This window comes from Argonema galeatum A003/A1 (assembly GCF_023333595.1).
Taxonomy (GTDB): Bacteria; Cyanobacteriota; Cyanobacteriia; order Cyanobacteriales; family Aerosakkonemataceae; genus Argonema; species Argonema galeatum.
The window spans coordinates 61,937-86,884 of the sequence record NZ_JAIQZM010000004.1 but is presented as its reverse complement, the minus strand read 5'-3'; the positions used below and the strand labels follow the sequence as shown (position 1 = coordinate 86,884).

General features: G+C 45.5%; 25 protein-coding genes and 1 pseudogene. 9 read left to right on the top strand and 17 right to left on the bottom strand.

Annotation, left to right across the window (positions count from 1 at the left end; translation table 11 throughout):
• The first annotated feature begins 160 nt into the window (after nucleotides 1-160).
• Both LAY41_RS06520 and LAY41_RS06515 read left to right on the top strand, forming a co-directional pair.
• On the top strand, nucleotides 161-1,450 hold the full coding sequence (locus LAY41_RS06520; protein WP_249095488.1) for a glycosyltransferase family protein: 1,290 nt from the start codon (nucleotides 161-163) through the stop codon (nucleotides 1,448-1,450).
• A 95-nt stretch (nucleotides 1,451-1,545) separates the two neighbouring features.
• A complete protein-coding gene (locus LAY41_RS06515) occupies nucleotides 1,546-2,433 on the top strand; it encodes an NmrA family NAD(P)-binding protein (RefSeq protein WP_249095486.1) in 888 nt (295 codons plus the stop codon).
• 209 nt (nucleotides 2,434-2,642) lie between these two features.
• Here LAY41_RS06515 and LAY41_RS06510 read toward each other — a convergent pair whose 3' ends face one another.
• The 9 genes from LAY41_RS06510 to LAY41_RS06470 all read right to left on the bottom strand — a co-directional run bounded on the left by LAY41_RS06510 (nucleotide 2,643) and on the right by LAY41_RS06470 (nucleotide 11,014).
• On the bottom strand, nucleotides 2,643-3,035 hold the full coding sequence (locus tag LAY41_RS06510) for a hypothetical protein (protein WP_249095485.1): 393 nt from the start codon (nucleotides 3,033-3,035) through the stop codon (nucleotides 2,643-2,645).
• Nucleotides 3,036-3,048: 13 nt separating this feature from the next.
• Nucleotides 3,049-3,366: a hypothetical protein gene (locus LAY41_RS06505; RefSeq protein WP_249095483.1), complete on the bottom strand. Its 318-nt coding sequence runs from the start codon at nucleotides 3,364-3,366 to the stop codon at nucleotides 3,049-3,051.
• Between the two features lie 73 nt (nucleotides 3,367-3,439).
• Nucleotides 3,440-4,855, bottom strand: coding sequence for a radical SAM protein (locus LAY41_RS06500; RefSeq protein ID WP_275973944.1), 1,416 nt, complete (start codon nucleotides 4,853-4,855; stop codon nucleotides 3,440-3,442).
• Nucleotides 4,856-4,870: 15 nt separating this feature from the next.
• Nucleotides 4,871-5,452 carry an ABC transporter permease subunit gene (locus tag LAY41_RS32560; RefSeq protein WP_249095477.1) on the bottom strand — a complete coding sequence of 194 codons (582 nt, stop codon included), beginning with the start codon at nucleotides 5,450-5,452 and terminating at the stop codon, nucleotides 4,871-4,873.
• 773 nt (nucleotides 5,453-6,225) lie between these two features.
• Nucleotides 6,226-6,984 (bottom strand): prolipoprotein diacylglyceryl transferase, encoded by a 759-nt coding sequence (locus LAY41_RS06490; protein WP_249095475.1) that lies wholly within the window; start codon nucleotides 6,982-6,984, stop codon nucleotides 6,226-6,228.
• A gap of 165 nt (nucleotides 6,985-7,149) precedes the next feature.
• Nucleotides 7,150-7,530 carry a hypothetical protein gene (locus LAY41_RS06485; protein ID WP_249095472.1) on the bottom strand — a complete coding sequence of 127 codons (381 nt, stop codon included), beginning with the start codon at nucleotides 7,528-7,530 and terminating at the stop codon, nucleotides 7,150-7,152.
• A gap of 168 nt (nucleotides 7,531-7,698) precedes the next feature.
• Nucleotides 7,699-8,502: a PspA/IM30 family protein gene (locus LAY41_RS06480; protein WP_249095471.1), complete on the bottom strand. Its 804-nt coding sequence runs from the start codon at nucleotides 8,500-8,502 to the stop codon at nucleotides 7,699-7,701.
• 284 nt (nucleotides 8,503-8,786) lie between these two features.
• Nucleotides 8,787-9,506 carry a PspA/IM30 family protein gene (locus LAY41_RS06475; protein WP_249095469.1) on the bottom strand — a complete coding sequence of 240 codons (720 nt, stop codon included), beginning with the start codon at nucleotides 9,504-9,506 and terminating at the stop codon, nucleotides 8,787-8,789.
• Nucleotides 9,507-9,742: 236 nt separating this feature from the next.
• Nucleotides 9,743-11,014, bottom strand: coding sequence for an RNA-guided endonuclease InsQ/TnpB family protein (locus LAY41_RS06470; RefSeq protein WP_249095466.1), 1,272 nt, complete (start codon nucleotides 11,012-11,014; stop codon nucleotides 9,743-9,745).
• A 226-nt stretch (nucleotides 11,015-11,240) separates the two neighbouring features.
• Between LAY41_RS06470 and LAY41_RS06465 the strand changes: the two genes are divergently transcribed.
• Genes LAY41_RS06465 through LAY41_RS06455 form a run of 3 tightly spaced genes read left to right on the top strand, consistent with a single transcriptional unit; the run spans nucleotide 11,241 to nucleotide 14,549 of the window.
• Nucleotides 11,241-12,974, top strand: coding sequence for an alpha/beta hydrolase (locus LAY41_RS06465; protein WP_249095464.1), 1,734 nt, complete (start codon nucleotides 11,241-11,243; stop codon nucleotides 12,972-12,974).
• Nucleotides 12,975-12,994: 20 nt separating this feature from the next.
• Nucleotides 12,995-14,005, top strand: a complete 1,011-nt coding sequence (gene truB, locus LAY41_RS06460; RefSeq protein WP_249095462.1) for a tRNA pseudouridine(55) synthase TruB — start codon at nucleotides 12,995-12,997, stop codon at nucleotides 14,003-14,005.
• Between the two features lie 10 nt (nucleotides 14,006-14,015).
• Nucleotides 14,016-14,549 carry a hypothetical protein gene (locus tag LAY41_RS06455; protein ID WP_249095460.1) on the top strand — a complete coding sequence of 178 codons (534 nt, stop codon included), beginning with the start codon at nucleotides 14,016-14,018 and terminating at the stop codon, nucleotides 14,547-14,549.
• A gap of 104 nt (nucleotides 14,550-14,653) precedes the next feature.
• Here the strand turns inward: LAY41_RS06455 and LAY41_RS06450 are convergent.
• Together LAY41_RS06450 and LAY41_RS06445 are read right to left on the bottom strand one after the other, a co-directional pair.
• A pseudogene (locus LAY41_RS06450) lies at nucleotides 14,654-15,403 on the bottom strand (RNA-guided endonuclease InsQ/TnpB family protein); the annotation flags it as partial.
• A gap of 171 nt (nucleotides 15,404-15,574) precedes the next feature.
• Nucleotides 15,575-15,709 (bottom strand): hypothetical protein, encoded by a 135-nt coding sequence (locus LAY41_RS06445; RefSeq protein ID WP_338022946.1) that lies wholly within the window; start codon nucleotides 15,707-15,709, stop codon nucleotides 15,575-15,577.
• Between the two features lie 164 nt (nucleotides 15,710-15,873).
• Here LAY41_RS06445 and LAY41_RS06440 point away from each other — a divergent pair, with 164 nt between their 5' ends.
• Nucleotides 15,874-16,461 carry a rhomboid family intramembrane serine protease gene (locus LAY41_RS06440; RefSeq protein WP_249095458.1) on the top strand — a complete coding sequence of 196 codons (588 nt, stop codon included), beginning with the start codon at nucleotides 15,874-15,876 and terminating at the stop codon, nucleotides 16,459-16,461.
• Between the two features lie 132 nt (nucleotides 16,462-16,593).
• Here LAY41_RS06440 and LAY41_RS06435 read toward each other — a convergent pair whose 3' ends face one another.
• The 5 genes from LAY41_RS06435 to LAY41_RS06415 all read right to left on the bottom strand — a co-directional run bounded on the left by LAY41_RS06435 (nucleotide 16,594) and on the right by LAY41_RS06415 (nucleotide 20,940).
• Complete coding sequence (locus tag LAY41_RS06435; RefSeq protein ID WP_249095456.1) at nucleotides 16,594-17,136, bottom strand: MFS transporter; 543 nt, start codon at nucleotides 17,134-17,136, stop codon at nucleotides 16,594-16,596.
• Between the two features lie 141 nt (nucleotides 17,137-17,277).
• On the bottom strand, nucleotides 17,278-17,940 hold the full coding sequence (hpsU, locus tag LAY41_RS06430; protein WP_249095454.1) for a hormogonium polysaccharide biosynthesis acetyltransferase HpsU: 663 nt from the start codon (nucleotides 17,938-17,940) through the stop codon (nucleotides 17,278-17,280).
• Between the two features lie 64 nt (nucleotides 17,941-18,004).
• Nucleotides 18,005-18,976, bottom strand: a complete 972-nt coding sequence (locus LAY41_RS06425; protein WP_249095450.1) for a glycosyltransferase family 2 protein — start codon at nucleotides 18,974-18,976, stop codon at nucleotides 18,005-18,007.
• Nucleotides 18,977-19,155: 179 nt separating this feature from the next.
• Complete coding sequence (locus tag LAY41_RS06420) at nucleotides 19,156-20,073, bottom strand: glycosyltransferase family 2 protein (protein ID WP_249095446.1); 918 nt, start codon at nucleotides 20,071-20,073, stop codon at nucleotides 19,156-19,158.
• 177 nt (nucleotides 20,074-20,250) lie between these two features.
• Entirely contained in the window at nucleotides 20,251-20,940 is a 690-nt protein-coding gene (locus tag LAY41_RS06415; RefSeq protein ID WP_249095444.1) for a hypothetical protein, read from the bottom strand.
• A 166-nt stretch (nucleotides 20,941-21,106) separates the two neighbouring features.
• Here LAY41_RS06415 and cobU point away from each other — a divergent pair, with 166 nt between their 5' ends.
• Complete coding sequence (cobU, locus tag LAY41_RS06410; RefSeq protein WP_249095442.1) at nucleotides 21,107-21,673, top strand: bifunctional adenosylcobinamide kinase/adenosylcobinamide-phosphate guanylyltransferase; 567 nt, start codon at nucleotides 21,107-21,109, stop codon at nucleotides 21,671-21,673.
• 223 nt (nucleotides 21,674-21,896) lie between these two features.
• On the top strand, nucleotides 21,897-22,313 hold the full coding sequence (locus tag LAY41_RS06405; RefSeq protein WP_249095806.1) for a hypothetical protein: 417 nt from the start codon (nucleotides 21,897-21,899) through the stop codon (nucleotides 22,311-22,313).
• 150 nt (nucleotides 22,314-22,463) lie between these two features.
• Here the strand turns inward: LAY41_RS06405 and LAY41_RS06400 are convergent, their stop codons facing one another.
• Nucleotides 22,464-23,399: a ribonuclease Z gene (locus LAY41_RS06400; protein ID WP_249095440.1), complete on the bottom strand. Its 936-nt coding sequence runs from the start codon at nucleotides 23,397-23,399 to the stop codon at nucleotides 22,464-22,466.
• 373 nt (nucleotides 23,400-23,772) lie between these two features.
• On the opposite strand from LAY41_RS06400, the gene LAY41_RS06395 reads away from it, so the two are divergent.
• Nucleotides 23,773-24,903 carry a SpoIID/LytB domain-containing protein gene (locus LAY41_RS06395; RefSeq protein ID WP_249095802.1) on the top strand — a complete coding sequence of 377 codons (1,131 nt, stop codon included), beginning with the start codon at nucleotides 23,773-23,775 and terminating at the stop codon, nucleotides 24,901-24,903.
• The last annotated feature ends 45 nt before the right edge of the window (nucleotides 24,904-24,948 follow it).

Sequence of the window (24,948 nt, the reverse complement as noted above, 5' to 3'; positions counted from 1 at the left end):
CTAATACCAAACTCAACTATATAACTAGCAACTTGCGTTACCACCACTATTAGACCTCTCCAAAAAAGAATGTAGAGACGTTGCATGCAACGTCTCTACAAGGGTTCTAGGCAACGCACTTTTAATTTCTGGAGATGTCTATTGCAATCGTTCACAGAATATGATTGTGCAGCCAGCTGATATTCTGATTCTCTCCAATGGGCCAGGGGAGTTGGCAACTTGGGTGCGTCCTGTGGTGCGATCGCTTCGTCAACAATTAGGAGACGATCGCACTCTCTTACGCATTTCGATCGTGCTATCCCCCTGTCCCAACGCCAGTGGCAAAGAGGTGGAAATTGCCCAAAGCTATCCAGAAGTCGATCGCGTCCAAGGGTCAGAACATTTCTTTCGGTTTTTGCTGTGGGGTAAGACTGCCGAAAATTGGGACTGGCGACAAAAAGGTGCGGTTCTCTTTTTAGGCGGCGATCAATTTTTCACCGTCCTAATTGGCAAACGTTTAGACTATCGTACCATTGTCTACGCAGAATGGCAAGCACGTTGGCACAATTGGATTGACAGATTTGGGGTGATGAAACCTGAAATTGTTGCTCATACCCATCAGAAATACGCTCATAAATTTACCGTCGTCGGCGATTTAATGGCCCAAGCGCAAGAGGACAGTATTGAGAATCAATCTAAAATCCAAAATCCAAAATCTAAAATCGAATCGATCGGATTGCTGCCCGGATCTAAACCTGCTAAATTAGTTCAGGGACTGCCTTTGGTATTGGCGATCGCAGAACAGATCCACAGATTGCGTCCCCAAACTCGTTTCGTAATTCCCGTTGCGCCAACTTTAGATATCCAAAAATTAGCTCGCTTTGCCGATCCCCAACAAAATCCCCTGATTGGGCAACTGGGATGGGGAAGTGCAGAATTGGTTAGTCCGCCTCACCCAGAACCTCCTTTTCTTAAAACAAATAGCGGTTTGCACGTAGAATTATTTACACAATCCCCTGCATATCAATTGTTATCCCAATGTCGTATTTGTCTGACTACCGTTGGTGCGAATACAGCTGAATTGGGCGCTTTAGCAGTGCCGATGATTGTGTTGATTCCCACTCAGCAACTGGATGCAATGCGAAGCTGGGATGGTTTGCCAGGATTACTCGCCAATTTACCGGGATTAGGTTCGATTTTTGCTAAAATCATTAACTGGTTGGTATTGAGACAGAAGCGTTTATTTGCATGGCCGAATATTTGGGCTAAGACTGAAATTGTACCAGAAATTGTGGGTAAATTGCAACCTTCAGATGTGGTAGAATTGGTGATGGATTTTTTGAATAATCCTGAAAAGTTAGACCAAATGCGCGATCGCCTCCGCAGTGTTCGCGGTGAAGCAGGTGCAGCACAAAAATTAGCTCATTTGGTGCAGGAAGAAATTTGCAAATTTGAGGATTTAGATGGCTAAAACGTGAAATAATAACGTGAAGTGAGCGAATTTAACTGCTGCAAGCAGTTCGATCGAAATTTTGTAACCGATATTCTATTAACTCGGAAAAAAACATGAGCCAAAAAGATATTTACGTCGTACTGGGAGCAACGGGCCAAACCGGAGGAGCAGTAGCAAACACTTTAATCGAACACGGCGCATCTGTGCGCGTTGTAGTCAGAAACGCTAGCAAAGGCGAGAGTTGGGCGCAGCGGGGTGCAGAGGTAGCTGTCGCCGATGTTACTGATGTGGGTGCGATGACCCAGGCGTTTTCGGGTGCCAAAGGCGCTTACCTTCTCAATCCTCCAGACTACCAGGCGGATGATATGTTCGCCGTAGCGGAGAACGTAGGTGTAGCATTGCAAGAAGCGGTACAGAATGCCGGACTGTCCAAACTTGTGGTGCTTTCTTCGGTAGGTGCCCATCTTCCAGAGGGAACTGGTAACATCCGCACCACCTGGATATTTGAGCAACGCTTCCGACAAATCGATTTGCCGATCGCCTTTGTTCGCTGTGCCTACTTTATGGAGAATTGGGCATCTGTGGCAAGTGTAGCCGCCAGCGAGGGTGTGATGCCGAGCTTTCTTTCTCCGCTAGACCGTGCGATCCCAATGGTTGCAGCGGCAGATATTGGCCGTGTATGTGCAGAATCCCTGCTGGAAACATGGAGCGGTACAAGGACGATCGAACTTCAAGGCCCGCAGTCCTATAGCCCAAACGACGTGGCAGCGGGGTTTGCACAGGCGTTAGGCCGCCCTGTACAGGCTGTTGAGGTGCCAGAATCGGACTGGGCGCACTTGCTGGCACAATTTGGTAATAGCCCAGGTGCGATCGTCGGTTGGAGCGAGATGTTACGCGGTTTCAACACGGGACATATTATCTTTGAAGATGAGGGAACAACCCATCTGAAAGGGCGCGTTACTATTGAAGATGCGATCGGCTCTTTCATACCCCCCAGCTAAGTAGGTGGGCCTAATTAAACGTAAAACTGCCAAGCCCTTAGAAACCGGGTTTCTTTAGCTTTGTAGGTTGGGTTTCGCTTCACAAGGGCCCAACCTACAAAGAAATGGCTAAAGATGTGGCAGATTTTGTATTAGATTATTTAGATAATCCTGAGAAGTTGGCAGAAATGCGCGATCGGCTTCGCAGTATTCGAGGCGCATCAGCAAAATTAGCTATAACTTTTACAAGCAATAACTTGTATAAAACAAGGACTTGTTAATAAAGCAGTAATTACCGCACCAATAATTACTCCTTTCACAAATTCTTTTTTCCTTTTCCTTTTAAGCCAATAAATTAAGGGGATCAAATAGAATATTTGAACTATAGAAATGCTACCAAATACAGCTTGAATATTTGCAAAGCCATTAGCAAGTGGATTATTATATGTTTGTGGGTATAAGCATTTTGTAATTATAAATGGTAAATTGGGAAAAAGTATAGATAAATGACTAAATAAAAAGCCTATTAGGAAAAATAAGCCTACATTTAGGATCAAAATTCCACAGATTGGCAAACATCCATTTTGATTCTGAATTTCTCTAGATTCATCCCTGTCTGACATAATTTTACCAACCTTAGAAATTCCCTCTACCGTAAATCAAAAAGCAACCACCACTCACCAAAGCAGTTATTACTGCGCCGATAATCACTCCTTTCATCATTCCCCATCTTTGTTGTTGTTTGAGCCTTAAAACAACTGGAATTACATATAACAACTGAATTAAGGAAAAACCAAATGCTGCATATATCCAAAATGCTAAAATAGCGTAACCTGGTGTATTAGAAAATAAAACAAATCCTAAAATGAATATTGCTACTATTGCGATGGCGTGCATACCCAATAACAATAACATTCCATAGATTATGCCAAGAAATTCATTTTGTATTGCCATAATTTATCCTTTTATATTTGACTTTAGCTAAACTAAACTCATTGTAAGACATCAAATAAATTCCGTTTATTTTCTACGGGCGATTAGAAACCAAATGATATCCAGCACTCCCCTCGCGGTAGAACATATTGAAAGTATCAAATGGAATAATTCTCCCATCTGGATGTACAATATGAATACAAGACCGTTTCACCGAACGAACGTCAAAGTTATATGGGTCGAGAAATTGCACAATCATCACCCGAAAAACATTCTCGTAGGTAATTCCTTCGGGAACTGGTAGCATGGGCAAACAGCACAATAGTTGTTTCAACGAAGTTGCAGAAGATTGGGGAGAATGACTGGTGGAAAATAGCTCGAAAATGTTGCGCTTCAGTTCTTCATTTTGCTCGTAAAGAACGCTATTCGGCATAATTTTGACAAATTCATCTGGATTGAGTAAACCAGTCAGCGGTATTACTTTTCCATTCACTTTCAGCGCATACGCCATCGCTAAACAATCTGGATGGCAAGGCACAGGTAAAATATCTTCTGGTTTGAAATGAGAACTTTGTTGTAAAATGGAACGACGGACTTCGGTCAGCGTATATCTATCTCGCTTGGGATCGAAATCCTCCAAACGTCCCGCAGCTTGGATAGGTTGAAATGTGACACCGCGCACGCATTTCTGTTTCAAGGCGTAGTCGATGATTTTGCCGATTTCCCCGTCGTTCAATCCTTTTTTTAGGGTGACGACTAGGGTGGTCGAGATGTTATACTCGTTGAGATGGGCGATCGCTTTTTCACGAACATCTCGCAAATCCGCACCCCGCAACTCTTTCAGCGCCACCGCCTCAAAGCTATCGAATTGCAGATAGACTTCGATTCCCGGCATATACTGACTGAGGCGATCGCAAAAACTCCTCTCCTTGGCAATGCGGATACCATTAGTATTGATCATCAAATGCTTGATGGGCTTACTTTTGACAAGATCCAGAATCTCAAAAAACTCTGGATGTACCGTAGGTTCCCCCCCACTAATCTGTACAATCTGAGGTTCTCCCTCATTTTGTACGATCGCATCCAACATCATTTCAATTTGTGCTAGACTACGATGGCGTCGCGGTTGTTGGGAAATTTGGGAAATTTCTTCTGTTCCAGAATCTGCGTAGCAAATTGGGCAGGATAAATTGCACCGATCCGTTACCTCTACCAGCGTTAAACAGCTATGCTGTTCGTGATCTGGACAAAGTCCGCAGTCGTAAGGACATCCATATTTAATCGGTGTATTGAATTTTAGCGGCATATCCCCAGGTTTAATGAATCCCAGGGATTGTTTATAATATTCGATATCATCCGCAATCAGCACTTCTTCATGTCCGTGGGTGCTACAATGTTTCACCAGGTAAACGCGATCGTCCCGAAAAATGATTTTCGCTTCCACCTTGACCAGGCATTTTGAGCAAACGCTGTTCGTTAAAGCATAAAAAAGATAAGATCTTGTAGGCATAGCAATTACGAAAGTTTACATCTCCGATTCTCGATCTTCTGGGACTTGTCGCGAAATCAGATATCCTGCTAACTCTAGCACTCCATCCAGCAGCAAGCCGATAATCGCAATATAGAATAACGCCTTGACGATTTCATCAATCATGTTACTGTTATAGGCATCCCAGATGAAAAAGCCGATCCCTTTACCACCTGTCAAAAATTCCCCGGCGATTAGGGTGAACCAAGCCAACCCCATTGCCATCCTCATCCCTGTAAATGTATGATGGATAGCATCTCTCAAATCCTTGCCGTTACTCCGGAACTTTTGGACACCTGTGGCAGTATTTATGATAATCTGCCAGATGGCGCTGAAAAAAATCACGAAAAGGACAGCTTGTTGGTTATTTTTCAATCCTATCAACGCGATCGGTAACAAGGCGATGGAAGGTATAGTAGCTGGAATCTGAAAAATTCTCTTCAGTATCCGATAAATCACCCTGTCGATCCCAACCAATATTCCCAACGGAATTCCCAAAATGACTGCTGGAATGTAACCTTGGCACAATAATAGCAGGCTGGCTAAGATTGATGGATATATACTTTGACTTTCTTCCACTTCTTCCGATCTCTGATAAACTACTTGCCAATACTGCCACGATCATCTAAAAAATCATATCTCTAACCAACCAAGTTCGATCGCACTTTCACCACCATCTCTATTTATCTTCAAAAAATCCACATCTTCATCTGTAGTTCCAAACCTCTTCCTCTTCAAATCACCCACGCATTTTTTTCTATACCCTTGACGCCACTAAATTTATGTGTTACCATTATGTTGATAAGGAAGAACTACAATATTTATATTTTTCCAATTTCTCTATCTTACCTAGCAACCTGAATCTCGTTTACAGCTCCTCTCAAAAATCAGATTTCTAGGCAACCAGGCCCGATCGCACTTTCACCACCATCTATATTTATCTGCGGCGGTGACAAACCGCGCTTTTTGTTATCGCGATAATCGATAATCGGTAATGGTCAGAAAAATCTTTTTCCCAATTCCCAAAAAGCGTAGTCTATCACCGTATTAAGTATATCTACAAAAAATCCACATCTTCATCTGTGTTCAATTATTGTTCATCTGTGGCTAAAAACCTCTTCCTCTTCAAATCGCCCAAGCTTTTTTCTATCTCCTTGACGGCACTAATTTTTTATGTTATAATAATCTTGATAAGGAAGAACTAGGTTGTGATATTTATGGGGGACAGATTTCTATTATATAAGCATACATCAAACAGGCTTCCCTGTCTAGTACTTCCCCATCCCCTTTTTAAATGCGATTTTACAGCAATTTTCAGACAACCCCCGACATCTGGTGCGTTACGAAGATAGCTAACGTACCCTAGATGAAAGTGGGGCGAAAGCAAACATCTGGGGAATACTGCGGCAATAATATAAAAGTCCCAGCAAACAAGCAACCTGAATCGCACTTAGCCCCAAAAATGGGTGAAAATCTGGCTTAATGAAGTCGATCGACAAGCGAAAACCTAAATAAGCGATCGCGTAAAACTTAAATAAATCCCCTTCCTGACGAGAGTAGCGACTGCGGATGAGTAAAAATATCATCAAACCCAACAAAAATATAACTTCATACAACTGAGTGGGATGGCGAGGAATGCGATCGCCAAAATCGACACCCCAAGGTAAGCTAGTGGCAATACCGTAAGTGCGATCGCTCAACCCCGTCAAAAAACAGCCAATCCGTCCCACAGCAGTCCCCACAATCAAAGGATAGACAAAAGCATCGCCAGTCGATCGCCTTACCCCGATCGACTTTTTCGTCAACTCAACCCCAATCAATCCCCCCAGCAATGCACCGACAACAGTTTTCCCCTGCAATAAAACTAAAAGAAAATTTTCCCCACTCTGCCAAACTACATCAAGATGCTGTAGCAAAACCAGCACCTTAGCACCCACCAAAGCCCCAACCATCCCACCCACTATCACAGAACTGCGTTGCGGGGAAGAAATAGTATCTTGGCGAACATTATGCAGAACTAGCCGAAACGCGATCGCATAAGCCAACGACTCAAATAAAATATGAGGATGAATCCGCCAAGAGCCAAGCCACAAATAAACAGGAAAACTCATTCGATTTTAGATTTTAGATTTTAGATTTTAGATTTTAGATTGGGGAATTGGCCAATAAAAGTCAAAACAAAATTAGTCATTGGTCATTAGTCATTCTCCCCCACTCCCCCACTCCCCCACTCCCCCCTCTTCCCCTAGCCCCTAGCCCCTCTTCCCCTAGCCCCTTCATTGTTGCCCATCCCGACGCCCCAACTCATAGATACCGCAACCCATACAGGCGAGTATTCCAACGCTAATAGCCCAACTGCGTCCCAGAGTGAACTCCACAGCCCAGTTGCACAAACTGCCTGCCACTAAAAAAGGGATAATACTAAAGATAGATGCGTAAAAAGCATTTTGGGACTCTCTAGCCCGACGGGTTTTTTCAAATTCCGCTTCAGAAGTATAGAGCGATCGCTCCGCAAAATTAAACCAACGCCTCAATTGCTCCATCACCCACTCGCTGACCGGCGAGAAACCCAGATACAAAGCTAGCGACCACAAACCAGAACCAGCCAGTGCAGTAGCATCCAACGCAAACATAAAGGGAAAAAGGTCGTTGAGCATAAAGCAGGTAGCGAGTAAGTCGATCCTTTTTGCGATCTTAACGGAATTTAACCCGCAATCATCTCCATCAAAAAAAATACAGCCTGGAAGTTCACTCTAAACCCAGTCTTGACTAGGAGTTTAGAGCCAATTATCCAGACTGATATTTCTCAAGTCCGCTAGAGCAACTTATAGGCGATCCATCTGCTTTCGCAATTCTTCCAAATCCTTATCAACTGCTGAACCAGATGACGAGGACGGAGTAGAAGAAGAAGTAGAAGAAGAGGAAGTAGTTTTTTGTGCAGAACCAGGTAGCGCTGCTTGGTTTGGCGAAGAACCAGCCAGTTGAGCTTTCATTGCCATCAATTCATCATCAACATCGCTACTACCTTCCAGAGCAGCAAATTGCTGTTCCAGATTATTACCAGTCAACTCTTGCGCCGACTGGGCCCGCGCTTCCATCATCAAAACCTTTTCTTCCATCCGCTCAAAGGCACCCATAGCGCTGCTAGTGCCCATCCGACCAACCGCATTTTGCAGTTGTTCGTTAGCCTTAGCCGCTGAGATCCGCGCCTTCAGCATATCCTTCTTAGTCTTAGCTTCGGAAATTTTACTTTCCAGACCAATCAAGTTGCGCTTGAGCGCATCCACCTGAGTAGTTTGGGTGTCCAAAGTTGCTTTGAGCGCACCCGCCGTATCAGCTTGAGCTTTTTTCCGCACCAGCGCTTCCTTGGCCAGATTCTCATCTCCCTTTTGGAGAGCCAGTTGAGCGCGGCTTTGCCAGTTGTTCGCCTCTGATTGAGTTTGATTGTACTGTTGCTGAGTGCGTTTCTGAGTAGCGATCGCCTGAGCCACTGCTTGGCGCAGCTGCACCAAGTCTTCCTGCATATCAATAATCGACTGTTCTAGAATTTTTTCCGGGTCTTCAGCTTTACTGACAACATCGTTCAGATTAGCCCGGAGTACTCGGCTAATGCGGTCAAACAATCCCATAACTTTGTTTTTCCTTTTGGGGTGTACAAGGTCGGATGAAAGGCAGATGACTGACCAGAGCCTACTTGCTGCTGAATTCAGTTAACTATATGCTCAATTGGTTAGCCTGAAACCATCATCCATATAATTTCAAGTGTAAAAGGCTCCCTCCAGGGAATTACACAACCTCGATCGAGCGATTGAAAACATGATTCTCTATCATCCAGTGTAGAAACTTCTAGCTCGGATCGGCACTTACCTCAGATTAATCAAGCTAGGGAAGTTTGCCAAATTGCAAGTTTTAACTAGATTTGGGCTTTTTTGCCAGCAGATGACTGACTCGACGGCAACTCAGGCGGATTGTTACCAGTAAGCATTTTTGCCTTCATCGCCTCCAACTCCCGATCGATCTCGCTCCCCCCTTCCAAAGCCGCAAATTTCTTTTCCAGGTCATCCGTTCCCAGACTCGCTAAAGCCTCCGATTGAGCTTCCAGTTGCAGGACTTTCTCCTCCATTCTCTCAAATACGCTCACAGAACCGCTAGGGTTAAATTGCCCCATCATCTCATTAAGTTTCTGAGATGCTTGTGCAGAGCGAGCGCGAGCAATGTACAGATCTTTTTTAGTTTTTGCCTCCCCAATTTTGCTCTCTACAGTCTTTAAGTCTTGCTTAAGCTTATTAATAACCGTGTTTTGCATTTCCAGCTGAGCCTGCATTGCAGATGCGGTTTCCTGGTAAGATTTCCGTCGGTTTAGAGCTTCCCGCGCCAGGTTGTCATCGCCTTTTTGCAAAGCCAGTTGAGCGCGGCTATACCAAGAAGCAGCATTAGACTGGGCGTTGCTAACATCTCGTTCGGTGCGTTTTTTGGTAGCGATCGCACCAGCTACAGCCTGCCGCAACTGAATCAAATCTTCCTGCATATCCAGCACTGTCTGTTCCAGAATCTTTTCCGGATCTTCCGCCTCACCGATTAAATTATTTATATTGGCGCGAATTACCCGCAGGATACGGTCAATAAGTCCCATACCGACTCTCCTCACTATTGGCGCTTAAAAGTCGAAAGGCTACCAGGGCTGCAACCATCCTCAAGACCAGAAATTCAGCTGCCACAGGTTTAGCTGCAATACTAACCTCATCGTATCGCGCCCATAGGCAAACCCCAAGAGTTTATCGAGTTGAGGAATGTGGCGAGAGAGTTAGCTTCTCTTGTGGTGCAGGTGGCTCGAAGTGGCGACACAGAGCGATTGACATCCTCCCGGCGCTAATTCGGAGTACCGAATATAGCGCGGGATTCCAAAGATTGCTCTTTGGGCTTCCTCTTTCTACGAGTCGGCTTACTTAATTGAGTTTCCTCAACCAAGCAGAGGCCATTCTCTCCAGAGGCGTTAATTCCCGTCTGCCCGACGGTATTTTCTAACATTTTACCTAAGATGGATAGCGCAATATTTAGAATATTAATAGCCGCGTTCCAATCTCGATCTTGAATATGCCCACAATCGGGGCATTGATGGGTTCTATTGCTTAAGGTTTTCTTAACTACCGTACCGCAATTAGAACAATCCTGTGATGTATAGTTCGGAGGGACAGCTACAACTGGTACTCCAAATACCTGACCAAAATATTCAAGCCATTGTCTAAACATCGACCAAGAAGCATCACTAATTGATTTAGCTAAATGATGATTCTTCACCATGTTTTTTACCTGTAAGTCTTCAATGGCTACCAAGTCACTAGACTGGATTACGCACCTTGCTAATTTTACAACAAAGTCTTTACGCTGCCTTTCAACTTTTAGGTGTTTCCTACCTAAGCGATTCTTGGCTTTCTTTCTATTTTTTGACCCAATATTTTTTCGTGAAAGTTGGCGTTGCGCTCTCTTGAGTGCTTTTTCACCTTGACGTAAAAAGCGAGGATTTTCTATTTGATTGCCTTCTGAATCGGTGTAGAAATGGTTTAACCCAACATCTAGCCCTAACATTCTACCTGTTAATTCATGGGTTTCTTTCCTTTCGTGATTAATGCAAAACTGTACATAATATCCATCGGAACGACGAACTATCCTAACACGCTTAAGAAGGTCTATTTGGTAAAAATGTAAATCTCTAGTTCCCCAAAGCTTGAAAGTACCAGCACCGAATTTATCAGTAAATGTGATATACTTCCTGTCTTCTGAAAGCTTCCAACCACAGGTTTTGTATTCAACTGATGCTCTGGTCAGCGAACGCTTGAATTTCGGATAACCTTTTTTGCCTGGTACTTTCTGTTTGCAGTTATCAAAAAATCGAACTATAGCTGACCAAGCACGTTCAGCCATTGCCTGTCTTGCCATTGAGTTAAGTTTTTTAACCCAAGGAAATTCAGGGTTGTCAGCCAGGACTTTGCAGTATTTGTTCAAGTCCATGTTGTTTACGCCTGGATTATCCATCCAGTATCGCAACGCTTTATTGCGAACAAAAAGCCCAGTCCGCAACATCTCATCAATGATGCGGTACTGGGTTTCTGTTCCTTTTAGCTTGGCTTCGTAAACTAACATTTTATAGAAAATGCAGATTACAATACAGTAGCATGATTTGTCCTCATTGGGTACATTGAGTACCCAATGAGGACCCACCTTTCATCCCAACACCAAGCAGAAGCTGCTATGGTGTGGGTCTTCTCGGCGGGGTAGATAAACCTCGACGTTTGAGCTACGATCGGTCAGTATGGAAATAGGTTGCTATTAGTTTTCTTACCCTTTTTGACAGATCGTCCGGCTTTTTATGGCTGAAAATTCCGTCGTCAAACGCCCTGATCTGGATCGGGTGATTCATTATACCAGAAAACCGCTCAATTGGGTGGGAATCTTACTGGGATTTTGGCTGCTTCCCACTGTTGCACCCACTCCGAATGCTTCAGCAGCAGAGCGAGTTTATCTCTCCTACGACATACTGGAGCGATCGATTTCCGTCGATTCCCTGGCAGCTTATGCCCAGCAAGGCAGAATTAAGGACGACTTGGCACCTTACATTCAATATGCCAAGCCGGAACAGCAGGCGCAGTTACGCAATCTTCTGCTGAGGCGATTGGATGTAAGCCCAGTGCCGATTTCCCAGTTTCTCTATACGCCGCCAGCAGAAATTTTGCTGCAACGCCTGGGAGAAGTGATTAAAACCGATTCCGGTCAAACGGGTTCCCGCGCCATTCGCGCCGCACTAATTTTAGCATCAGCCGATCGAGATGGTTTGACGCTGCTGAATGTGCTGCGGAAGTTTCCTACCTCCAGCGTTAGAATCGATTTGGCACGCGCTCTGGAAATTGCCAACGAACTGTCAACCATATTCGACCAAACAGAAAAGGCTCTAGCACTCGTTTCCCAGCAATCTACCGCCGCAGTTGCAGACTCGCCAGTTAATTTATCTCAATTACCAGACTTACAGCAACGCGGTTCTTTTACCTGGCGAAAAGAAACTCTCAAGCTGAATGATACCAACCGGCATCGTCAGTTTTTAGCAGATATTTACCTCCCCATTTCCTCTGGAATTCAGCAGCCTCAAACGCCAGCCAAGTTAATTGTCATCTCTCACGGTTTGGGTTCAGACCGCCAAACTTTTGTATATTTGGCAGAACATTTAGCTTCCTATGGTTTTGCTGTCGCCGTCCCCGAACATCCGGGAAGCAATGCCCAACAATTGCAGGATTTACTCAGCGGTAAAGCTAATGAAGTCTCAGAACCAATTGAGTTTATTAATCGACCTTTGGATATCAAGTTTTTGCTGAATGAACTCACTCTTCTGTCTCAGTTCAATCCGGCTTTTAAAGGTAAAATAAATCTGCGAGAAGTTGGTATGATCGGTCAATCTTTTGGTGGTTACACGGCGCTAGTTTTAGCTGGTGCTACTCTTAACTTCCCGAAACTGCAAAAAGATTGTGCCGCTATCAATAACTCCTGGAATACATCGCTTTTACTTCAGTGTCGGGCTCTTTTATTACCGCCATCGCAATATAATAATTTGCGCGATGAAAGAATAAAGGCTGCGATCGCTATTAACCCAATAAGTAGCAGCATCCTGGGGCCGGATGGCCTTAGCCAGATCAAAATTCCGGTGATGTTCGTTTCCGGTAGCGCAGATACCGTCGCACCCGCTTTAGCCGAACAAATTCAGCCTTTCACCTGGCTAACTACTCCAAACAAGTACCTCGTGGTGATGAAAAACGGCACTCACTTTTCTACTCTGGCACCAACAGAGTCAGATCTGCCACTTCCCGAATCCGTGCTTGGCCCAGACCTGGCTTTGGCACGTAGCTATACGAAGGCGTTCGGTTTGGCCTTTTTTGGATTTTATATTGCCAATCGCCCACAATATCAACCCTATTTGAGTGCATCTTATGTAGAATCAATAGGTCGAGAACCTCTCACACTTAGTTTTGTGCGATCGCTTTCTCAAATTGACTTAAAAGCGGCACTTCAGCGTTCCACCACACAGGCAACTACATCGCCTAAAGGTACTAATTAAACACTTATTAAGATTGTCCCGTGCAAGGTTTTCTCAACTTAAACAAACCATTCGGAATCACTTCCCACGACTGTGTAGCGCGGGTGCGGCGACTGTTACGCCTCAAGCGTGTGGGACATGGCGGGACTTTAGACCCAGCCGCTACTGGCGTTTTACCGATCGCGTTGGGTAAGGCAACTCGGCTATTGCAATATTTGCAGCCAGATAAAGCTTACCAGGCGACAATTAGACTGGGATTAATTACTACTACAGATGATTTACAGGGGGAAATTCTCACTTCCCAGTCGGTCACTGGATTGACTTTGGAGGAAGTGAAAGCAGCACTTAAGCAATTTGAGGGAAAAATTCAGCAAGTACCGCCCAATTACAGTGCAATTCAAGTACAGGGTAAACGCTTATACGATTTAGCACGCGCCGGAGAAAAAATTGAAGTTTTGGCTAGACCCGTGGAAGTACATAAAATAGAAATATTGGCATGGCGAACTGGGGAGTTTCCAGAAGTGGATGTGGCGATCGCTTGTGGCCCCGGTACTTATATTAGAGCGATCGCACGGGATTTGGGCGCACTCTTAAAAACTGGCGGAACACTTGCGGCTTTAATTCGCACCGAAAGTTGTGGCTTAAACTTATCAGATAGTCTAACTTTCGAGGAATTGGAACAACAGCTACAGCAAGAAACCTTTAATCCCATTCCACCAGCAGCAGCTTTAGAACATTTAGCCGCAATCACATTGCCAGCAAAAGATGCTAAAGCTTGGTGTCAAGGACAGCGCATTCCTTTATCCCCTCTTACCTCTCTTACCTCTCTTACCTCTCTTACCTCTCTTACCCCTCTTACCTCTCTTACCTCTCTTCCCCCTCTTCCCCCTCTTCCCTCTCTTCCCTCTCTTACCTCCCCCCCGTCAACGGGGGGGAATGAGGGGGGGTTGCGAATTTATGACGAAGACAAACGCTTTTTGGGAATTGCTAGTTTGGTGCATTCAAATGCAGATCTATTACTGATTCCTGAGATGGTATTTGAGCCGATGTAGGGAAATATCCATGCAACAAATTGTGCTTTTTCTGGATATTGACGGGGTAATTAATGTGCGAGGTCTTTACTTGTCAGAGTTGATCGGCTGCTATCAGAGGTTCGATTTATACGCTTGTCCGGTTCCCCTGGCGAGACAATTTATGCAAGCGCTCGATCGATCTGAGTCGATTAAACCTTTCTGGATGTCTAAGGGTTGGCGCAAACACGCTACCCTATGGAATCAGTGGGCGCAAACACGCTCTTGGCGCGTCGCATATCCAATCTCATTTGTACAAATGAGAGATGTGATGGCACAGAACCGAGGATTTCTTCTAGACGAGATAGAAGATAGCAAAACTTTAGCTGCCATTTGGCATAGTAGAAATGCTACTCAAGTAGTGTGGATTGAAGACGGGTTTCCAGATTCGGCTTTAGCTTGGGCCAAGCGAGATAGTCGGGTGACGCTTATTAGCACGCTGCATAACTCCGAACCAACCCAAGTCGGAATTAACGCTGGCAACATCGACAAAATTTTGGCAGCGCTAAACCTAAAACTTGACTAAATTTACCGTTTGCGAGCATAGAACTGAATTTGCTAGCTTAGAAACATTTGACATCCTCCCGGCGCTAAGAAAGGAGTACCAAATATAGCGCGGGATTCCAAAGATTACTCTTTGGGCTTCCTCTTTCTACGAGTCGGCTTACTTAATTGAGTTTCCCCAACTAAGCAGAGACCATTCTCTCCAGAGGCGTTAATTTCCGTCTGCCCGACGGTATTTTTCAACATTTTGCTTAAGATTGACAACGCAATATTTAGAATATTAATTGCTGCGTTCCAATCTCTATCTTGAATATGCCCACAATCGGGGCATTGATGCGTTCTGTTGCTTAAGGTTTTCTTGACTACCGCACCGCAATTAGAACAATTCTGCGATGTATATTGAGGAGGGACAGCCACAACTGGCACTCCGAATACTTGACCGAAATATGACAACCACTGTCTGAACATCGACCAAGAAGCATCACGAATTGATTTAGCTAAATGGTGGTTTCTCACCAGATTTTGCACCTGTAAGTCTTCAATGGCTACCAAGTCACTAGACTGGATTACGCACCTTGCTAATTTCACAACAAAGTCTTTACGCTGCCTTTCAACTTTTAGGTGTTTCCTACCTACCCGATGACTAGCTTTACTTCTATTTTTCGACCCTTTCTTTTTTCGTGAAAGTTGACGAGAAGCTCTCTTGATAGATTTTTCACCTTTCCTTAAAAAGCGAGGGTTTTCTACTTGATTACCCTCTGAATCGGTGTAGAAATGGTTTAAACCAACATCTAGCCCTAACATTCTACCTGTTAATTCATGAGTTTCTTTCCTTTCATGATTAATGCAAAACTGGACATAATATCGGCTCTTCCGTACTTAGTGTGCTAAGTTAACTTAAATTTATCGTCAAAGCGTTGCTAGGTAAGGCTTTGAGATTATTTATACCCTTAGCTTCCCAGATGGCAACTTGCTAATTTAGGGGCGATCGCCATACACCTTAGCCAGCTAAGGTGTATGGCACCAGAAAACTAATAATTTGGCACACTAAGTACGGAAGAGCCGATTATCCATCCAGTATCGCAACGCTTTATTGCGAACAAAAAGCCCAGTCCGCAACATCTCATTAATGATGCGGTACTGGGTTTCTGTTCCTTTTAGCTTGGCTTCGTAAACTAACATTTTATAGAAAATGCAGATTATAATACAGTAGCATGATTTGTCCTCATTGGGTACATCGAGTACCCAATGAAGACCCGCCTTTCATCCCAACACCAAGCAGAAGCTGCTATGGTGTGGGTCTGACCGGCGGGGTAGATAAAAATGGCTATCCCAGAGGCAGAAAAATGAGCAGAGAAGACGCAAAATCGATCGCCCGCGAATTGAAAAACCAGGTGATTATTTTAGGTGGAATCGTCGCCCTCATGTGGCTTCTGGAAATCGTCGATCGATTCTTCCTCCGAGGGGCGCTGGATATTTATGGTATAATTCCGCACAGCACTATCGGGCTTCGCGGCATTTTGTTTGCACCGTTTTTGCACGGAAATTTCTTTCACTTAGCTGCTAATACTGTACCTTTTGTCACCCTGGGCTGGTTGATAATGCTGCGAGAAACCAGCGATTTTTTCATTGTCTCGGCTATAACAATGTTAGTCAGCGGACTTGGTGTCTGGCTGACGGCCCCATCCAACTCTCTCCATATTGGCGCAAGTGGAGTGGTATTTGGCTATCTTGGCTTTTTGCTACTGCGGGGATACTTTGAACGCAGCATTATATCTATTGCCTTGTCCTTAATTGTGGGCTTCTTCTACGGAAGCTTGATTTGGGGCGTCCTGCCGTCCCAGATAGGGATATCGTGGCAGGGACACTTATTTGGATTTATCGGCGGTGCGATCGCTGCACGCCTATTACCGCAGCGAAAGCCTGTTTCTTGACATCCTCACTCATTTGAAAGGCGCGGTAATTGCGGCGTTCCAATCTCGATATTGAATATGCCCACAATCGGGGCATTGATGCTTCTGTACCCTTCTTCCCCTAGCCCCTAGCCCCTAGCCTCTAGCCCCTAGCTATAGTTGGGGTTTCAGAATTTGCGCTTGATAGATGGTAGCAATAGCCTGAACTATTCCCATAGTTACAAATAGTACTTTAAATGAACAATAATTAACAATTAAGCCGCCAATAACTATCCCAATTCCAGTAATTATTTGGTCTCGCCCAACAGCAATACCCCAAAAATATCCGACTTTTGTTTTATCTTCATAAGAATTGGTATATAAGGCGTCCCATGTAGGAGTTGCTAAGGCAGTGGCAAATCCTAATCCAGCTTGTACGAAAAATAATTGTAATGGCGATGAAACTAATAAATAGCTGAATGTAAATATTGTATTTATTCCATAACCAGCTACCATTAGTTTTTCCTTACTAATTTTGCGATCGGAAATATTTCCTACACATATAGTAAATATTCCTGTAGCAATCATGTAAGTTGCCCAAATCCAAGAAATATCTAATATGTTACCTCCTATTTTTTCAGTAAAAACTCCAAAAATAGGCCCCAACATTCCTTCTCCTAAAGACCAAAGATTGCTTCCATAAAGAAGAATTTTCAAGCTCTTATTCAAAGTAATAGGTTGCCTAAAAGAGCGCCAACACTTTTTTATTAGGAATTTCAAATTTTTCTACCTCTTTTTGTTCATGACTAATAACATCATGATTCAGTTGTTTGGTAGAGGCAATAGAAATTTTGCTAGCTACGCTTTGACCTGTCTTCGATAACGGGGACGGCAGGGGTTACCCCAGCAAACCTGTCCAGCAGGCAAATTCCGCAAGACGCTACTGCGGGCACCCACTACCGCATTAGCTCCTATTTTTACACCCGGCCCAACGAAGCAATCAGTCGCCACCCAAGCACCGTTACCAATCTCAATACTCTCAGTTATCAGGCCAAAAACTGGGTCTTTAATGTCGTGATTGCCGGTACAAAGGTAGGTTTTTTGCGAGATTACGCAGTGCTTACCAATGCGAATGCGATCGAGACTGTAAAAAACGACATCATCCCCAATCCAGCTGTAGTCTCCAATTTCGACTTTCCAGGGATAGGTAAAACGTGCTGTAGGTCTGATAACGACACCTTTACCAATCGTAGCGCCAAACAGCCGCAGCAGGGATTGTCGTGGGGCGTGCAGATTGTGAGGAGTGAGGGGAAATGCGATCGCCTGCACCAACCACCAAAGCAACACATACCAACCGGGACGACCGCGATCGAACCCAGATTGGTCGTACTTGCGTAAATCTACCCAAGGTTCTGCATCAAGCACCGGCAATTCATGGCTAAAGGTTACATCCGCACCTTTAGCCGCATTTGATACAGAAGTATCCAGGTTGGGACTAGAGTCTGGAGTAGCAGGGGTCATGGTTCCATCTTCCCGGTGTCGCAAATTTAAATAATATCAACTAAGTGGAAGTGCGAACTTCTGTCTACTTACTGTTCGGCACATGAGGCACTGCTTGAGGAGGAGTAATCGGTTTGGGTGAAGTGTTCAACTGACCGCCAAAACGCTGTAACTCATAAAGTTTTATCCCAATTTGATACTCGTACTGGCTCATTAGCCGCGCATAAATGTACCCTGGTCTACCATCCAAAAAGCCGAATTGAAAAATGTAGGTAATAATAAACCTGAGTGCCGGTTTGAACGGTAACCAGACCCAAACTTTTCTGAGAAAGCGCTTGCGCTGCACGGGATTGCGGATGATTCTGAGCAAACGCTTTGCACGATCGCTCTCATCGTTAATCGTTTCCAGGTCATCCTTGCCGCTCAGGAAATTAAGATAGAGGCGGGCTTCCCAGTTGGAATAGCGGTTGTGTCGGTCTAGCCATTGGTAGATATCCCGAAAGTCTATGTGCAGCATATCGTTTTTAAGATAACCGACCTGACCTTTAAGGATGACGTGCTCGTGGACTTCGTTGTCACCTGTGTTGGGAACATCTTCCGTCTTCAGATTTTCATAGCGGCCTTTTTCGTGCCTCAACAGACGCAAATTCCAGTCGGGATATCTGCCGCCGTAACGAATCCATTGGCCTAGAAAGAACACTCGGCGGTTGACATAATAGCCGTTATAGTCGGGATTTTGAATAGCTGCGGCAATCTCCTCCCAAAGTTCGGGCGTAATGCGTTCGTCGCAATCAACAATTAGCACCCACTCATTATGGAAAGGTAGGTTGTCCAGACCCCAGTTTTTCTTTTTAGGCCAACTACCGTTGAAGTAGAACTGGACTACTTTCGCTCCATAACTTTCAGCTATTTCGACAGACCGATCGCCACTTTGGGAATCGACCACAAAAACTTCATCTGCCAGTGCCACGCTTTCCAGACAGGCAGGCAAATTGGCCTCTTCGTTTTTGGCAGGAATCAAGACAGAAACTGGTATTTTAGATGGCTTAGCAGTCATAATATAAAGTTCTAACGGTAGCTCTGGGTTTAGAACTGAGTCGCTTTCGTCGCGCTCATCGCAAAGTTAGTGAGTCTAAAACATAAACTCTTTATCTATCCGAAAAAGCGAGTAATCCAAAACGAGGCAGTCAGTCCATCCTTCCGGTGAAACCCTACAGCATTTAAGATCGATCGCACTTACTTGGCCTCTTTAGGTGCCGACACCATTGTTTGGATAGCAGCACTTAAATAACCAATCTGACCGTATGTATACACCAAATTGTCAAAGCGTTGCGCGGGATCGCCCAAATGCTTTAAAGATTTGTACAAACCTCGAATCAACCGTTCGCTTCCCCGTCCCAGTTGACCCAAACCAGCACGACCGGATATTTTTTCCCGGTAACACTCGCTGATCCCTTGCCACCAGCTTCGGCTAAAAAACCAGCTTTGGTTGAGCCGTTCGGGAGAAACGTTGTGAGCCACCAAAGCGTCTGGGAGATAGGCCACCTGCCAACCTAACTTTAGCGCCTGTTCTGTCATCAGTAGTTCTTCATTGGATAACAAATTTTTACCAACTCGACCCAGGTTAACATTGAATCCACCAATTTGCGCCAAAAAGGTGCTACGGATGGAATAGTTCAAGCCTCTGGGAGTAAGACCGGGGTTTTTGATATATACAAGTTTATCCCCCAAGTCATAGGCTCCCAAATTTCCGGCCAAATCTTCCGAAAGCCAAGGCGGCGCTGAATAACCTGACGGCCAAATCAGGGTGACTTTTCCGCCCGCAATTGCCAGTTTTTCATCATTTTGATAGGCTGCGTACAGCACGCTCAGCCAGCCGGGGCTAGCCACTGCATCATCATCAAGATAAGCGAGAATTTTGCCTGTGGCTACTCTAGCACCTGTGTTGCGTGCCACAGATAAACCCGTGACGGGTTCGTAGACATATTTCACCGCCGATCGCAACTCCGTGACTTCACGGGTGCGATCGCTCGACGCATTATCCACCACTACTATTTCAAAATCAGCAAAATCCTGTGCCAGCAAGCTATCAATCGCAGCGCCTAAATAGCTATCTCGATTATGGGTACAGATAATGGCAGAAACTAAAGTCATAAACTGAGCCACCAAATGTGACTGATAGTTCCCAATCTTACATTGCTTTCCTAATAATTATAGCTTTATGCAAAAAACCAGGTATAATTAGCCAATAAAGTCAATAAATCCTTGCAAAGATGGAAATTTACCGATAAATTCCCTTGCAGGGACAGCTTTACTCAGCACTTTGCTATATCACAGCGTTTGGATATGTCCCTGCAAAAAGACGAAAACCTCAGCCAGTTCAGTGAGATGAGTTTCCAGTTCCTGCTTGCGGACGAGCAGATGTTGCAGTTTTTGATAGCGTGCTAGAGCCAGACTAACACTGGGCAGTTCCTCTGGCGGACAGGGACGATACCACCGCTTGCCATCAGCATTCCAACCTACTAAGCGATACCCACTAGCGTTCTGAATGTGGAATTGGGAATCTTTCCCCCTTTGAGTATGGGGCACTGCTGCCACTTCTGTTGGTATTTGAGGAGACAGGGACTCCAACCAACCTTCGATAATCGGGCCGTCTAGATAAATATCTTGAATTTGTCGTAAGATTTGTCGCAATTCTGTCTGCCATTGGCCCACAACCGTTTCCATTTCTTTTAGCAGAGTCATCGCCAGGTATGGGTTGACGCCATTGCGGTGACTGGTAAACCGAGGCGATTCGATTTTGGGCAGTGCTGGCGTCTTTTTGGCTTGCTGTTGTTGCCCTGAAAAAGAATTTACCTTGAGATCCGACCTTGTGGGATAGTCTTGATGGCTAGTTGGGGACTGGGATTTCAACCCATTGGTCTGATTTCCCGACTTTGAGGACGGCTGCTCCTTTTTTGGGCCGCTTTGAGCCGCTACCTGCTGTAATGTCTCCTCAATCTTTTGTAATTCTAGTTTCATAATTGCCTGGGACTGGTTTTAGCTGAATCGCCTGAAGCCGCACACTGTAACTGTAAGTTTGCATTTATTCTATCCTTACGTTACAAGAGGACTTTCGCAATCCCTTCATGAGCAACGAGGTGAAGTTATTTGCTATTAGTGTATGGTGGGCAATGCACATCCACTCATGAGATCGATCGTGACCCAAGCGGCTCAAAAGCGAGTAATTTTGGTGACAGGTCCTGCACGGTCTGGTAAAAGTGAATGGGCTGAAACCTTGGCGATCGAGTCTGGCAAACCTGTCATATACGTGGCTACTGCCAACCTTGACCCAACTGACTCGGAGTGGCAGCATAGGATTGAACAACACCAGCACCGACGCCCTCCTGACTGGCGCACCGTAGAAGTGCCAGTGGATCTGGGGGCAACTATTCAACAGGCAACCGATCGCAGTTGTCTGTTGATAGATTCTCTGGGAACTTGGGTAGCTAACCTCCTGGAACAAGATGAAGCTGCCTGGGATAAGACTTTACAAGAGTTGCTGGAATATATTGAGAATTGTGTTGGCGATCTAATTTTTGTAGCGGAAGAGACTGGCTGGGGCGTGGTTCCTGCTTACCCAGTCGGTCGGTTGTTCCGCGATCGCTTGGGTATGTTAGTCCGTCGAGTGGGTGCTAGAGCCGATCCTGTTTACTTAATCACCGGCGGTCACGTTTTAAACTTGAGCATTTTAGGCAACCGTTTAACACCTTAAACAGCGCGGTACTACTCCAAACCACTAAATTCTGCCTTTGGGTAGATGGCAGACAAACGCTAGCAGAAAATTGCCAGGGGAAAATTAGTACTTTTGTTGCTCTGACAATCATCCACTAGCAGGAAACCCATCTGGGAAAACAACGATTACAGTGAGAGTAAGTTCTTCTATGCAGCATGGGATCGACAATTCCCTGGTTTCTGCCGAGGTTTCAATTAACGTTATGGCATCAGAAAATGAAGTCAAACAATATCTTGCCTATTGGTTTCAGTTGGGAAAGAAAGTTTTAATTAGGAATGGTCAGGAAACGCTACTGCCAAACAAGGTGATCCAGGGCGCGAGCTACAGCGATGAATTTGAGCAATGTTGGCAGCAAATCCTCTCACCCGACTCAGGCGAGTGTTATTTAGAAGGGACAGACGAAACCATTGCGGAACTGCTCGCACCTGCGTGGGACATGATTGACTGCGCTCGTTGTTCGATGCCAATACCCCTGCGTAAAGTGGGGCTGCCTCCGGAGGTTTGTCCTTGTTTTGATTTGTCCGGTTGGCCTAACACCGAGGCCCCCTCACCGCGATCGCCTATTGACACCCAGGCTCATCTCACTCAAATTCGCGATCGGCTCTTGAAAAACAAGTAAAAGGAACTGACTGTTTCGGAGTTGTTATACTTTCGTTCATTTGAGAACATTTTTATTTCTCCCTCTGCTCCTCTGCTCCTCTGCCCCCCTGCCCCCCTGCCCCTCTGCTCCTCTGCTCCTCTGCCCCTCTGCTCCTCTGCCCCTCTGCCCCTAGTCCCTTCTTCGGGCTACTTCATAAGTCAAGAAGTCATAAGCCATTTCCGTACTTGGGAAAATCGATCGCGCTTCCGCAAGCAGGTCGTTTAACTGAATGTCATTTCCAGGGGCGTAGCGGGGGCTGAAATGAGTCATAATGAGATGCCTTGCACCCGCTCCCAAAGCCGTCTGCGCCGCCATAGTCGAGGTTGAGTGCAAGCGATCGAAAGCAAGCTGTGCATCTTGGTGAGCAAAAGTAGCTTCGTGAATTAACACATCCGCATCTTGTGCTAATTCCACAGCGCCATCGCAATAAACCGTGTCAGTACAATAAGCAATTTTCCGCCCTATTTCCGTTGGTTCGCATAAATCAGCCCCATTAATTTGACGCCCATCTGGAAGCGTAACTTGGTCGCCGCGTTTGAGTTTGCCGTAGATAGGGCCAGAGGGAATGCCCAACTGGGCTGCTTTTTCTACATTAAAACGCCCAGGCCGGTCTTTTTCCACCACCCGATAGCCGAAAGCGGTGACGCGATGCTTTAGAGGCCCGCAACTGACGGTGAATTCCTCATCCTCGTAGATTAATCCAGGCTGAACGGTATGCACCTTGAGCGGATAGGAAAGATGAGTATAAGAATAACGTTCGCAGGCTCGCAGGTATTCATTTAGACCTGGAGGCCCGTAAATATCAATTCTAGTGGGATTGCCAGCCAAACCAGCGGTTGCCAAAAGACCCATCAAGCCAAATATGTGATCGCCGTGCAGGTGAGTAATAAAAATGCGAGTCAGCTGGCTGATTTTGAGGTCACTTCGCAGTAATTGGTGCTGAGTGCCTTCGCCGCAGTCAAACAGCCAAAATTCAGCCCGCTGAGGCAGGCGCAAGGCAACGCTAGAAACATTGCGCGATCGCGTTGGTACACCAGAGCTTGTGCCCAAAAAAGTAATCTGCACGGGCTTTTAGTCAACCTTATCCAAATTTTAGGAACTTCTCTATTGCCATATTAGCTGGTCAAAAACTTTTTCTTTACCATTGAGCAGAATTGCGATATGCTATTTGACTGTTCGGTCGCTGCCAGCTATATCTATCTTTAGATAGAAAGTTTAAACCGGGCAAAGCAGCAAAACCGCAAACATGGTAAACATAACCAGAATCGTACAATAAAAGTTTAAGTGGGAATTGACGACCTAACTTAAACAATTTCGTCCAAATTCAATCGTGTAAAATGCTCGTAACCTCAATAATCAGCCGTGTGAGGAGGTTTTGAACAAGATGGTAACTACTCGTTTCCTCTTCTCCGTTTTATCTACAAAATTAAGCCAGTCCATGCCCCAAAAAGGGCCAAAGCTCTGGCTGGCAATGCTGTTCTGGATTTTACTGGGTGCTACTGCACAGGCGCTGGAATTGCGAGTCGCCATTGAAGAAAGTGTGAGTCAGGTCAAAGTTGGCAGTACCACCAAAGCAGTTGTCCGCGATGCTGCCGGTAAGCGCCTGGGAGAAATTGCGCCGATGAATGCGTTCTACGCTCAAGCGAATGGCGGTGGCGTCGTTTTAGATCGGTGGCGTTCAACCTCGCTTTGGGTTGAGCCTGATAATAATGGCTATGTTTGGATTGGCGAACGCTGGTATCGAGGACGCACGCGAGTTGTTCTCACAGACAAAGGCTTGACTGCCATCAACTACGTCGATCTCGAAAAGTATCTCTACAGCGTTTTGGGCGGAGAAGTATACGCTAACTGGCCTCAAGAAGCCCTCAAGGCTCAAGCAGTAGCCGCCCGCACCTACGCGCTTTACCAGCGTCAAACTAGGGGCAACAGCACTTACGATTTGGGCGATACGATCGCATGGCAGGTTTATAAAGGCATTGAAAGTGAAGCCCCACCCATGTACTCGGCAGTGGATACTACAGCCGGTCAAGTGGTGACCTACAACGGCAAAATTATTCTCGCCGCGTTCCACTCCTCCTCTGGCGGACACACCGAAAACGTTGAAAATGTCTGGTCAGATAACCTACCCTACCTGCGGGGCGTTCCAGACTTCGATGGGAATACCCCTGAAGCCCAATGGGTAAAAAATTTCACCCGCGAGGAACTCAGCAGCCGCATTAGCGGTGTGGGCAATGTGCTGTCTATGACACCGGAGCGCACATCCCCATTTGGACGCATCATCACGATGAAAGTGATCGGCGATCGCAGTTCGCGGGTAATCAGCGGCCCAGCCCTGCGTCTGGCACTGGGACTAAGAAGCACATGGTTCACCGTCACCGCTGACACTGCTGGCAAATCTGTTCCCAGCACGTTCAGGATTGAAGGGCGCGGTTACGGTCACGGTCTCGGTTTGAGTCAGTGGGGAGCTTACAGTATGGCTCGCCAGGGAGCAAACTACCAGCAAATTGTGCGCCACTATTACCAAAACACGACTCTTGCCAAAATTAAAGTGGTGAACGAATCCCGGTAACCGACAATCAGTATAGCGGTAGCTTTAACGTGAACTATACCCAAG

Bases quoted from the DNA above. Each gene is read 5' to 3' on its own strand.
- LAY41_RS06520 (WP_249095488.1), top strand. From the start codon at position 161: ATGATTGTGCAGCCAGCTGATATTCTGATTCTCTCCAATGGGCCAGGG.
- LAY41_RS06515 (WP_249095486.1), top strand. From the start codon at position 1,546: ATGAGCCAAAAAGATATTTACGTCGTACTGGGAGCAACGGGCCAAACC.
- LAY41_RS06510 (WP_249095485.1), bottom strand. From the start codon at position 3,035: ATGTCAGACAGGGATGAATCTAGAGAAATTCAGAATCAAAATGGATGT.
- LAY41_RS06505 (WP_249095483.1), bottom strand. From the start codon at position 3,366: ATGGCAATACAAAATGAATTTCTTGGCATAATCTATGGAATGTTATTG.
- LAY41_RS06500 (WP_275973944.1), bottom strand. From the start codon at position 4,855: ATGCCTACAAGATCTTATCTTTTTTATGCTTTAACGAACAGCGTTTGC.
- LAY41_RS06490 (WP_249095475.1), bottom strand. From the start codon at position 6,984: ATGAGTTTTCCTGTTTATTTGTGGCTTGGCTCTTGGCGGATTCATCCT.
- LAY41_RS06485 (WP_249095472.1), bottom strand. From the start codon at position 7,530: ATGCTCAACGACCTTTTTCCCTTTATGTTTGCGTTGGATGCTACTGCA.
- LAY41_RS06480 (WP_249095471.1), bottom strand. From the start codon at position 8,502: ATGGGATTGTTTGACCGCATTAGCCGAGTACTCCGGGCTAATCTGAAC.
- LAY41_RS06475 (WP_249095469.1), bottom strand. From the start codon at position 9,506: ATGGGACTTATTGACCGTATCCTGCGGGTAATTCGCGCCAATATAAAT.
- LAY41_RS06470 (WP_249095466.1), bottom strand. From the start codon at position 11,014: ATGTTAGTTTACGAAGCCAAGCTAAAAGGAACAGAAACCCAGTACCGC.
- LAY41_RS06465 (WP_249095464.1), top strand. From the start codon at position 11,241: ATGGCTGAAAATTCCGTCGTCAAACGCCCTGATCTGGATCGGGTGATT.
- LAY41_RS06455 (WP_249095460.1), top strand. From the start codon at position 14,016: ATGCAACAAATTGTGCTTTTTCTGGATATTGACGGGGTAATTAATGTG.
- LAY41_RS06445 (WP_338022946.1), bottom strand. From the start codon at position 15,709: ATGTTAGTTTACGAAGCCAAGCTAAAAGGAACAGAAACCCAGTACCGC.
- LAY41_RS06440 (WP_249095458.1), top strand. From the start codon at position 15,874: ATGAGCAGAGAAGACGCAAAATCGATCGCCCGCGAATTGAAAAACCAG.
- hpsU (WP_249095454.1), bottom strand. From the start codon at position 17,940: ATGACCCCTGCTACTCCAGACTCTAGTCCCAACCTGGATACTTCTGTA.
- LAY41_RS06425 (WP_249095450.1), bottom strand. From the start codon at position 18,976: ATGACTGCTAAGCCATCTAAAATACCAGTTTCTGTCTTGATTCCTGCC.
- LAY41_RS06420 (WP_249095446.1), bottom strand. From the start codon at position 20,073: ATGACTTTAGTTTCTGCCATTATCTGTACCCATAATCGAGATAGCTAT.
- LAY41_RS06415 (WP_249095444.1), bottom strand. From the start codon at position 20,940: ATGAAACTAGAATTACAAAAGATTGAGGAGACATTACAGCAGGTAGCG.
- cobU (WP_249095442.1), top strand. From the start codon at position 21,107: ATGAGATCGATCGTGACCCAAGCGGCTCAAAAGCGAGTAATTTTGGTG.
- LAY41_RS06405 (WP_249095806.1), top strand. From the start codon at position 21,897: ATGGCATCAGAAAATGAAGTCAAACAATATCTTGCCTATTGGTTTCAG.
- LAY41_RS06395 (WP_249095802.1), top strand. From the start codon at position 23,773: ATGCCCCAAAAAGGGCCAAAGCTCTGGCTGGCAATGCTGTTCTGGATT.